Annotated in this window: 12 protein-coding genes and 1 pseudogene; 9 read left to right on the top strand and 4 right to left on the bottom strand. The window is 67.8% G+C overall.

Annotated features, from left to right (window positions below; translation table 11 throughout):
• Positions 1–189: 189 nt before the first annotated feature.
• On the bottom strand, positions 190–1,218 hold the full coding sequence (locus FHP25_RS40035) for an aspartate-semialdehyde dehydrogenase (protein WP_147852609.1): 1,029 nt from the start codon (positions 1,216–1,218) through the stop codon (positions 190–192).
• Positions 1,219–1,334: 116 nt separating this feature from the next.
• Here FHP25_RS40035 and FHP25_RS42170 point away from each other — a divergent pair.
• Positions 1,335–1,496, top strand: a pseudogene (locus FHP25_RS42170) (cation:dicarboxylate symporter family transporter); the annotation flags it as partial.
• Positions 1,489–1,647, top strand: coding sequence for a hypothetical protein (locus FHP25_RS42175; RefSeq protein WP_231712646.1), 159 nt, complete (start codon positions 1,489–1,491; stop codon positions 1,645–1,647). The pseudogene FHP25_RS42170 and the gene FHP25_RS42175, both read left to right, overlap by 8 nt.
• A 249-nt stretch (positions 1,648–1,896) precedes the next feature.
• Here the strand turns inward: FHP25_RS42175 and FHP25_RS40045 are convergent, their stop codons facing one another.
• Together FHP25_RS40045 and FHP25_RS40050 are read right to left on the bottom strand one after the other, a co-directional pair.
• Positions 1,897–2,886 carry a Bug family tripartite tricarboxylate transporter substrate binding protein gene (locus tag FHP25_RS40045; RefSeq protein WP_218578993.1) on the bottom strand — a complete coding sequence of 330 codons (990 nt, stop codon included), beginning with the start codon at positions 2,884–2,886 and terminating at the stop codon, positions 1,897–1,899.
• A 131-nt stretch (positions 2,887–3,017) separates the two neighbouring features.
• A complete protein-coding gene (locus FHP25_RS40050; protein ID WP_147852611.1) occupies positions 3,018–3,779 on the bottom strand; it encodes an SDR family NAD(P)-dependent oxidoreductase in 762 nt (253 codons plus the stop codon).
• Between the two features lie 131 nt (positions 3,780–3,910).
• Here FHP25_RS40050 and FHP25_RS40055 point away from each other — a divergent pair, with 131 nt between their 5' ends.
• Both FHP25_RS40055 and FHP25_RS40060 read left to right on the top strand, forming a co-directional pair.
• A complete protein-coding gene (locus FHP25_RS40055; RefSeq protein ID WP_147852612.1) occupies positions 3,911–4,834 on the top strand; it encodes a glutathione S-transferase family protein in 924 nt (307 codons plus the stop codon).
• Positions 4,835–4,927: 93 nt separating this feature from the next.
• Complete coding sequence (locus FHP25_RS40060; RefSeq protein ID WP_147852613.1) at positions 4,928–5,812, top strand: helix-turn-helix transcriptional regulator; 885 nt, start codon at positions 4,928–4,930, stop codon at positions 5,810–5,812.
• Positions 5,813–5,929: 117 nt separating this feature from the next.
• On the opposite strand, the gene FHP25_RS40065 is transcribed toward FHP25_RS40060, so the two are convergent.
• Complete coding sequence (locus tag FHP25_RS40065; RefSeq protein ID WP_147852614.1) at positions 5,930–6,577, bottom strand: glutathione binding-like protein; 648 nt, start codon at positions 6,575–6,577, stop codon at positions 5,930–5,932.
• A gap of 136 nt (positions 6,578–6,713) precedes the next feature.
• On the opposite strand from FHP25_RS40065, the gene FHP25_RS40070 reads away from it, so the two are divergent.
• From FHP25_RS40070 to FHP25_RS40090, 5 genes are all read left to right on the top strand, one after another.
• The gene (locus FHP25_RS40070) at positions 6,714–7,304 is read left to right on the top strand and encodes a TetR/AcrR family transcriptional regulator (protein WP_218578995.1); all 591 of its coding nucleotides are present in this window, start codon (positions 6,714–6,716) and stop codon (positions 7,302–7,304) included.
• A 94-nt stretch (positions 7,305–7,398) separates the two neighbouring features.
• Positions 7,399–8,223, top strand: a complete 825-nt coding sequence (locus FHP25_RS40075; RefSeq protein ID WP_147852616.1) for an isocitrate lyase/PEP mutase family protein — start codon at positions 7,399–7,401, stop codon at positions 8,221–8,223.
• Between the two features lie 183 nt (positions 8,224–8,406).
• On the top strand, positions 8,407–8,817 hold the full coding sequence (locus FHP25_RS40080) for an SRPBCC family protein (RefSeq protein WP_147852617.1): 411 nt from the start codon (positions 8,407–8,409) through the stop codon (positions 8,815–8,817).
• A 4-nt stretch (positions 8,818–8,821) separates the two neighbouring features.
• Complete coding sequence (locus FHP25_RS40085) at positions 8,822–9,364, top strand: hypothetical protein (protein ID WP_147852618.1); 543 nt, start codon at positions 8,822–8,824, stop codon at positions 9,362–9,364.
• A gap of 15 nt (positions 9,365–9,379) precedes the next feature.
• Entirely contained in the window at positions 9,380–9,862 is a 483-nt protein-coding gene (locus tag FHP25_RS40090; protein ID WP_147852619.1) for a PaaI family thioesterase, read from the top strand.
• The last annotated feature ends 121 nt before the right edge of the window (positions 9,863–9,983 follow it).

The following is a 9,983-nucleotide window of genomic DNA, read 5'->3' on the forward strand; positions in this document are numbered from 1 at the left end:
GCAAAGAATTTCGCCGCCTCGAAATTCGGCTCGTAGCTCTCCTCGATGCGGCTCACTCTCGCCGCGCCGATCTTCACCTCGGTCATCGCCTGTCTCCTGGACTGCGATGCCGATCCTCCTCGCCCGAACACACACTTGCAATAGGCCTGCGAAAGAAGCGCGGGTGCGGCCCGCGCTTCCCGGCAGCGATCAGGCTGCTGCCTTGAGATGCTGGCCCTTGACCATCGCCTCGGCGATCTGCACGGCGTTCAGGGCTGCGCCCTTGCGCAGGTTGTCGCCCACGATCCAGAGGTTCAGCCCGTTCTCGATCGTGGGATCGCTGCGGATGCGGCTGACATAGACCGGATCGTCGCCGGCAACCTCGACCGGGGTGATGTAGCCGCCGGGCTCGCGGCGGTCGACAACCACCACGCCATTGGCCTTCGACAGGATGGCGCGGGCCTCGGTCTCGTCCAGCGGACGGTCGAACTCCAGGTTCACCGCCTCGGCATGGCCCACGAACACCGGCACGCGCACGCAGGTGGCCGTGACCTTGATCCGCGGATCGAGGATCTTCTTGGTCTCGGCCACCATCTTCCACTCTTCCTTGGTGGAACCGTCGTCCATGAACACGTCGATATGCGGAATGACATTGAAGGCGATCTGCTTGGTGAACTTCTGCGGCTCGACCGTGTCGTTGACGTAGATCGCCCGCGTCTGGCCGAACAGCTCGTCCATCGCCTCCTTGCCGGCGCCGGAGGTCGACTGGTAGGTCGCCACCACGACGCGCTTGATGGTGGCGGCGTCATGCAGCGGCTTCAGCGCCACCACCATCTGGATGGTCGAGCAGTTGGGGTTGGCGATGATGCCCTTCCGGGTCCAGCCGGCGATGGCGTGCGCGTTGACCTCGGGCACGACCAGCGGCACGTCCGGGTCCATGCGGAACTGCGACGTGTTGTCGATCACCACCGCGCCGGCCTTGGCGGCACGCGGGCTGTGCACAGCCGATACTTTGGCGCCGGGCGACGACAGCGTAATGTCGATGCCTTTGAAGTCGAATTTCTCGAGGTCCTGGACTTTGAGGATCGCCTTCTCGCCAAACGACACCTCCTTGCCCACCGATCGCGACGAGGCCAGCGCGACGACGTCATCGGCCGGGAAGTTGCGTTCGGCGAGGATATTGAGGAGCTCGCGGCCGACATTGCCTGTCGCGCCGACGATGGCGAGTCTGTAACCCATTGTCCTTTCTCCGGAAATTGCCTCGAACCAGCGAGAACGGCCCATAGGCGACCGGCTTTCCTACGCTGAGTCCCGGGCGCTTGCAAGGCGGGGGTCGAGTGCGCGATCGTGATCGGGATGCCTTCATCAAGACGATCAAGATGCTGATCGCGCCGATCATCTTCTGCACGGTGGTCCACGGCATCGCCAGCATGGAGGACATGAAGAAGGTCGGCCGGGTCGGCACCAAGGCGCTGCTCTATTTCGAGGTGGTCACCACGCGACCGGTTCATGTCGGAAGCGCGGGCCCTCACCAACCTGATCGGCAACGGCGTCGCGACCGCGGTCGTCTCGAACTGGGAGAACGCGCTCGACAAGACGCGGCTGCACCAGCAGCTCAACCAGGGCGCCGGCGACACCGACCTGGGGGCCGAGCGGCAGCCCGCGTGATCGCCGCGCCATGCTCCCCGCCTGCTGCACCGCGATTGCATATCGCGTAACGCCGTGCTGCCACCCTTTCTGTCATCCCGAGCGTAGCGAGGGATCTCCCGCGAATAGCGCACCGTGCCTCTTTCGCAGGAGATCCCTCGCTGCGCTCGGGATAACAGGAGGGGTCATTTGCGATCCCCCGCCCCGCGCTGGAGCGCGCCGCTCCAGCGCGGTTGATGCAAACTGATGTCCGGGCGCGGCGCGCCTGGTTCACTGCTCAGGCTTGACGCCGGCGGTCTGGATCACCTTGGCCCAAAGCGCCACCTCGTCAGCCAGGAACTTGCCGGTCCGCGCCGGGTCATAGCCGGCCGGCACGATGCCCATGCTGGCGAAGCGCTCCTTGACCTCGGGCAGCGCCACGACCTTGGCCACTTCCTTAGACAGCCGCTCGACGATCTCGGGCGGCGTGCCGGCCGGCGCCAGGGCCATCATCCAGGTCGACGATTCGATCGGCGGACCGCCGGCCTCGACGATGGTCGGCACGTCCTTGGCGGCCTCCAGGCGCTCCTTGGAGAACATCGCCAGCGCCCGTATCTTGCCGGCGCGCACCTGGGGCATCATCGAGGACGGCACGTCGATCAGGACCTGGATGTTGCCGCTGATCAGATCCTGCAGCGCCGGCGCCGTGCCGCGATAAGGCACATGCACCATCTCGATGCCGGCCGTCTGCTTCAGCAGCTCGGTGGTGAGATGGGCGGCGGCGCCGACGCCGGACGACCCGAAGGACACCTTGCCGGGATTGGCCTTGGCGTAGGCGATCAGCTCCTTGACGTCCTTGGGCGGGAAGTCATTGCTGACGGTGAGGATCACCGGCGCGATGCCCATCAGCGACACCGGCGCGAAGCTTTTCACCGGATCGAACGAGAGCTTGCCGGCGTAGAGCGTGGCATTGGCCGCGTGCCCCGCGATCACCGTCAGGATCGTGTAGCCGTCGGGTGTGGCCTTGGCGACGGCCTCGGCGCCGATCAGCGAATTGGCGCCGGGCCGGTTGTCGACCACGATGTTCTGACCCAGGCCTGCCGTCAGGCGCTCGGTGACGATACGTGTCGTGGAGTCCGTGATTCCGCCCGGCGTGTAGGGCACGACCCAGCGGATCGGCTTGCTCGGCCACGCCTGCGCCGCAGCGCCGCCGGTCGCCAATGCCGCCAAGGTCCCGGCGCCAACGCCCAGCGCGCGCCGACGGTTGAACGTCCTCGTCACCCTCTGCTCCATGCTTTGTTGCCGCCGCAGCGCAATTCCGCATGTCGATGGCGCCGCGACCGTGTCAGCGCCGCTTTAGGGCCGGCTCACCGCCGGCTCAAGCCTGATCTGCGGACCGGGGCGCTATGCCGCTACACGTGCTGGCCGCCATTGATCTGGATCTCGGCGCCAGTGACGTAGGATGCGTGTCCATCGCACAGGAAGTGAATCACGTCCGCGACCTCGTCGGGCGTGCCCAGCCGGCGCATCGGGATCTGCTCGGCCACGATCTTCTCGGTGCCGGGCGACAGGATGGCGGTATCGATCTCGCCCGGCGCAATGGCGTTCACGCGGATGCCGTGCGGCCCGAAATCATGCGCCATCTCGCGGGTCAGCGCCGCCAGCGCCGCCTTCGACGTGGCATAGGCCGAGCCGGCGAAGGGATGCACGCGCGAGCCGGCGATCGACGTGACGTTGACCACGCTGCCTCGGGCTTCGGCCAGCTCCTTGATCAGGCCGCGCGCCAGCATGACGGGCGCGAAGAAATTGACGTTGAACACCTGGTGCCACAGGTCGAACGGCGTATCGACGGCGCCCAGCCGCGCGCCGCCGGGGCCCTTGGGCGAGATCGCCGCGTTGTTCACCAGCGCATCGAGCCGGCCGCCCTGCAGGCGTGCGCGGATCTGCTCGATGCCGCGTCCGACATCGACCGGATCGGCGAGGTCGAGCTGGACATGGTTCTCGCCGCCGCCCGGCCACGGGCACAGCGCGCTGAACGGCTGTCGCGAGATTGTAATGATGCGCCAGCCGGCCATGCCGAAGCGCTTGACAGTGGCATGGCCGATGCCACGGCTGGCGCCGGTCAGCACCAGCGTCTTGGTGTTGGCGGTGGCCGTGCCCGGCGATGCGGCCATGTCGGTCTCCAAAGATCGATTAGGTGGGGATAGAACGCTCTCGGCGCAATGCGGTCAATCCCATGCGTCAGCCTCGATTTGCGCCGTCGAAGCCGCTAGCATGCGCCCACCGCCACGACCGGGGACCATACATGGCCGAGATCATCCTGCACCACTATCCAACGTCGCCCTTCTCGGAAAAGGTGCGGGTGGCGTTCGGACTGAAGAACCTGGCATGGCGCTCGGTCGAGATCCCGGTGATCATGCCCAAGCCCGACCTGATGCCGTTGACCGGCGGCTACCGCAAGACGCCGGTGATGCAGATCGGGGCCGACATCTATTGCGACACCCAGATCATCATGCGCGAGTTGCAGCGGCGCCATCCCGAGCTGCCGCTGACTCCGGCCGGCCACGAAGGCGTGGCCGAAGCTTTGGCATTCTGGGCTGATCGCACCCTCTTCTGGTCGGCCGTCGGCGTCGTGATGGGCGCGATCGGCGATCAGCTGCCCGAGGCCTTCCACAAGGACCGCAGCGCGTTCTCGGGCCGGCCGGTCGATCCGTCGAGGCTCAAGGCCATGGCGCCGGTGGCGCGCGACCAGCTCTATGCCGGGCTGGCGCATGTCGAGTCCATGCTGGCGGACGGACGCGCCTTCCTGCTGGGCGGCCTGCCGTCACTGGCCGACGTCGCGGTCTACAATCCCGTATGGTTCGTGCTCAAGCGCCTGGGTGCGCCCGTGCCGCCGTTCGACAAGGTGCCCAAGGTCGTGGCCTGGGCCGAGCGCCTGGGCCGCTTCGGCAACGGCCGGCCGACCGACATGGCGCCGGGCGAAGCGCTGGACATCGCCGAGCGCAGCGAGCCGGACACGCCGGCCGGCGTCGACGACGGCGACCCGAGCGGACTGAAGGCGGGCACGCACGTGTCGGTGACGCCCGACGACACCGGCAAGGTGCCCGTGACCGGCGAGCTGGTAACGCTCAACGCGCACGAGATCGCCGTGCGCCGCACCAGCGAGCGCCTCGGCACGGTGGTCGTGCACTTCCCGCGCGCCGGCTTCGTTCTGTCGCCGGCCGACTGAGGACAAGCCGAGTCGGCGGCAGCCGCGTTGACAAGCGGGACGGCGCTTCCTACAGTCTATAACCAGATAGGCAGTTAGGAACATGGTGGAGCCATGGCTGTCACCACGCTGTCGCTGGGCGAAGCGATCACGGTCGTCGACTACCGATGCGAGGCGGGTCCGGGCGATATGCCTTTCGTCGAGCTGCACGAGGCCTTTTCCGTCTCCTTCGTACGCAAGGGCAGCTTCGGCTATCACGCGCGCGGCGCCGCATTCGAGCTGGTGGCGGGCTCGGTCCTGGTCGGCCGCCCGGGCGACGAGTTCATGTGCACCCACGACCACCACGTCCGTGGCGATGAATGCCTGTCCTTCCAGCTGTCACCGGCGCTGGTCGAGGCGGCTGGCGCTGACCACCGAGTCTGGCAGACCGGCTGCCTGCCACCGCTGCCCGGCCTGATGGTGATGGGCGAGCTGGCGCAGGCCGTCGTCGACGGCAAGAGCGACATCGGCCTGAGCGAAGCCGGCATGATGTTCGTCGCGCGTTTCGCCGACACTGCGTGCGGACGCAGCCGGAAGCCAATGTCGGTCAAGGCGCGTGACCGCCGCCGTGCCGTGGACGCCGCCCTGTGGATCGACCAGCACGCCCAGGGGCCGGTCAATCTCGACCTGGCGGCCAAGGCGGCCGGTGTCAGTCCGTTCCACTTTCTGCGCCTCTTCGCGCAGGTGCTGGGCGTCACGCCGCATCAATACCTGATCCGTGCGCGCTTGCGCCGCGCCGCGCGCCTGCTGGCCGATGGCGGCGGGTCGGTCACCGATATCGCCTTCGCTGCCGGCTTCGCCGACCTGTCGAACTTCGTGCGCACATTCCACCGCGTGGCCGGCGTGCCGCCGCGCCGCTTTCGCCAAGCGGCGCGGGCAGAGCGTGCGGCGCTACGGGAACGGCTGGTGCCAGCGTTGTCCGCACACCTGTACAGGCTATCGGCAAAAAGTGAGTCGTGACTGTCATCCCGAGCGCAGCGAGGGATCTCCCGTGAATGGCGCACCGCGCGTCCCTCGCAGGAGATCCCTCGCTGCGCTCGGGATGACAGGTATGTCGGCGATCAACGATTCCAGGTATTAGCTGGCGGCCGCCGCCCTGGCCTGCCGTGCCTTCTCGGCACGATAGAGATCGAATTCCTCGCCGACCGCCTTGACGATCGAAGGGCGCTTCAGCAGCCGCTGGTAGTAGTCACGCACGGCCGGCCACTGCGCCAGGTCGATGCCGCTGTACTGGCCCCAGTTGAGCACGGTGACGAGATAGGCATCGGCCACCGTGAACCGGTCGAGCAGGAACTCGTGTGCCGCGAGACGGTCCTGCAGGATGCCCAGGCGTAGCGCCGCCTTGGCGCGGGCATAGGCCTTGACGTCCGCCGAGGCCATCGGGTCCAGCAGCGGCACGAACAGCGCCTTGTGCAGCTCCGTGCCGATGAACCCGAGCCATTGCTGCAGCCGTGCCCGCTCGGCGCCCGTCGGTGGCGCCAGCTGCGCCGCCGGGAAACGGTCGGCGACGTATTGCAGCACCGCCGTGTTCTCGCTCAGCACGAAGCCTTCATCGGTGCGCAGCGCCGGCACCTGGCCCATCGGATTGACCGCGAGAAAATCCGATCCGTCCTCTACGCGCTTGGCGCGCGTGTCGACGCTGGTGAAGCGGGCGTCGGCGCCGGCCTCGTAGATGGCGATGCGGGTGGCGAGCGAGCAGGCGAGCGGCGAGAAGTACAGGTTCATGGTCGATCCCTCCTGTATTGATTTGTGTACTGTATTGGACATAAATATGAGGCGTCAACGGATATTGTTCTAAATGGTACAAAAATACGAGAAACGCCCACGCGGCCGACCGCGGGCTTACGACCCGGAGCAGGCGATGGCGCAGGCGACCGATGCGTTCTGGCGCACCGGCTTCTCCGGCACGTCGCTCGACGACCTCAGCGCCGCCACCGGCATGAACCGGCCGAGCCTCTATGGCGCGTTCGGCGACAAGCGCGCGCTCTACCTGGCGACCCTGGACCGCTACATCGACAACGGCCGCCGGGCGATGGTGGCGGTCCTCGATCGCGAGCAGCCGGTGCGCAAGGTGCTGCGGCAGCTCTACGAACGCGCGCTGTCGATGTACCTGCCGCCGGGCGATGCGGCCCTGGGATGCTTCCTGATCGGCACGGCCACCACCGAGGCGGTGAGCGATCCCGAGGTGCGGGCCAAGCTCAGCGCCGGACTGCGCTTGTTCGACGGCGAGTTCGAGGCGCGCCTGCGCCACGCCCAGGCGCAAGGCGAGATCGCTGCCGACGCCGACCCTGCCGCCCTGGCCAAGATCGCATCCGCCATCCTGCATACGCTGGCGCTGCGGTCCCGGGCCGGGGATCCGCCGGCATCGTTGCGCGCGACCGCCGATGCCGGCGTGCAGCTGATCTGCGGCGCGGCACCGGCGCCGCCGGCCAAGGCACGGCGCCGCAGCTGACGGCGCCAATGGCCCGCTCGGCCGGCACGGATTGGCCGTCGGCAGCGGCGGCCGCCCGCGCTACGTTGCGCCAACCGCAGCATCAGGAGGGATCATGACCGCCAGCCAGAGCGACAAGGCCAACCGCTTCCGCGCCCTGCACCAGGGGCCCGGCGCTTTCGTGATCGCCAACGCATGGGATGCCGGATCGTCCCGTATCCTGGCCGGGCTCGGCTTCGAGGCGCTGGCGACGTCCAGCGGCGCCTTCGCCGGAACGCTGGGACGCCGCGACGGCAAGGTGACGCGCGACGAGGCACTGGCGCATTGCCGGGCCGTGGCCGGTGCCGTCGAGATCCCCGTGTCGGCCGACCTCGAGAACGGCTTCGGCCATGCGCCCGCCTTCGCCGCCGAGACGGTGCGGCTGGCCGCCGGGACCGGCCTGGTAGGCTGCTCGATCGAGGACGCCACCGGCGAGAAGGACCGGCCGCTCTACGCGTTCGATGAGGCCGTCGAACGCGTCACGGCGTCGGTCGCAGCGGCGCGTTCGCTGGGCTTCGCCTTCACGCTGACGGCACGCTCGGAGAATTTCCTGCGCGGCAACCCCAACCTGGACGACACCATCAAGCGCCTGCAGGCCTACGAGAAGGCCGGCGCCGACGTGCTGATGGCGCCGGGCCTGCCCGACCTCGCAGCGGTCAAGGCCGTCTGCGGCGCGTTGACGAAGCCCTTCAACTTCATGGTCGGCATCAGGGGCAAGTCGTTCACGGTCGCTGATCTTGCCGCCGCCGGCGTGCGCCGCATCAGCCTCGCCACGTCGCTCTACCGCGCCGCCATGAGCGGCTTGATGACAGCGGCGCAGGAAGTGAAGGACAAGGGCACGTTCGGCTACATCGACACGACAGCCAGCACGCCCGAGATCAACGGCTTCATGCAGGGCTGAACCGCGCTGCGGCGCGCCCGAGGCGCCGCAACCGGATCGGACGCAGCGGCACTTCAGCAAGTTTCTCCAAGATCGGCGCCGGCGGCGCCTCTACGGTGAGGACGTCCGGAACCCGCGAGCGACGCCCTCGGGCGTCGGCCAGGATTGCGGACGCAAACCGCCGCCCCATCGAGGAGACTTGCCATGGCTTCCCTGCGCCAGGACATCCCCATCAACGCGCCGGCCGAAGACGCCTGGGCCGCATTGCGCGATTTCGGTGCGCTGCACCAGCGCCTTGTCCCGGGCTTCGTCGTCGACTGCCGCCTCGACGGCCCGGATGCGCGGATCGTCACGTTCTTCAACGGCATGCAAGCGCGCGAGCTGCTGGTCGATATCGACGATGCGCATCACCGGCTGGCCTATGCCATCGTCGACGGCCGTGCGACCCATTACAGCGCCTCGGCGCAAGTCCTTGCCGAGGGCGCGCAACGCAGCCGCTTCATCTGGATCATCGACCTGCTGCCCGACGCGTTGGCGCCGTCCATCGCGGCGATGCAGGCGCAGGGCGCCAAGGCCATCAAGCAGACGCTGGACCGCCAGCTGGCCCAGGGGTGAGCCCATGACGACACCAATGCCTGCCTTCCTCGACGCCCTGCACGCAGCCGGTCCGTCGCCTGACCGTGGCGGCAGCATGGATCTCTACGGCTGGCTCATCGGCTCCTGGGCGCTGGACGTGACGCGGTTCCGCGACGACGGCTCGTCATGGCGGCGTCCCGGTGAATGGCATTTCGGCTGGGTCCTCGAAGGGCGTGCCATCCAGGACGTATGGATCGTGCCGCCGCGCGGGCCTGGGCGCCACGGCGATGCCGCCGCCAACGGCAATTCCTTCGGCTCGACCCTGCGGGTGTACGATCCGCGCATCGATGCCTGGCACATCCAATGGACCGATCCGGTGCTGCAGGCATACTTGACGATGGTGGGTCGCAAGGAGGGTGACGATATCGTCCAGCTCGGCACGATGCCCGATGGCCAGCGGATGCGCTGGAGCTTCTCGCGCATCACGCCGGACAGCTTCGTCTGGCGGGCCGAGCTGTCGGCGGACGGCGGCGTGACCTGGCGCCTCTCGGTCGAGTTCCATGCCCGCCGCATCGGGTCGGCGTGAGGGAGGGAGAAGCCGATGTCAGCGGCACCAGACGACGTACACTACGGCGTGGTGAGCCCCGACGAGCAGCGGGCGCTCAGCGGGCTTGAGTTCGTGCAGGCCATGGTCGACGGCAGGCTGCCGCACAACGCGATGGCCCGGACGCTGGGCTACCGCATCACGTCGGCCGTGCCGGGCCAGGTCGTGATCACGGCCCAGCCCGGCAGCACGCACTTCAATCCTGCAGGCACGGTGCATGGCGGCCTGTCGGCGACGCTGCTCGATTCATGCATGGGTCTGGCCGTGCAGACGATGCTGGCCAAGGGCTGGGCGCAGACGACGCTGGAGTTCAAGATCGCCTTCACCCGGCCCATCACGGCACAGACCGGGTTGATCACGGCCGTGGGCAGCGTGCTGAGCCACGGGAGGCGTGTCGGCACCGCCGAGGGACGCGTGGCGGACGCGCAGGGACGCCTGCTCGCCCACGGCACCACGACGTGCCTGATCTTCGAGCCCTAGCAGCCTGTCGGACTTGAGCCGAGAGCTGGAATGAGATTCATTATCGAGGGTTGATATTGGCTCGAGCCAGCGTGGTTGTGATGAGTAATTTCCGCCAAGTTGATCGTCAGACCGATTTTTT

The sequence above is a fragment of the Vineibacter terrae genome, assembly GCF_008039615.1.
GTDB classification, from domain to species: Bacteria; Pseudomonadota; Alphaproteobacteria; order Reyranellales; family Reyranellaceae; genus Vineibacter; species Vineibacter terrae.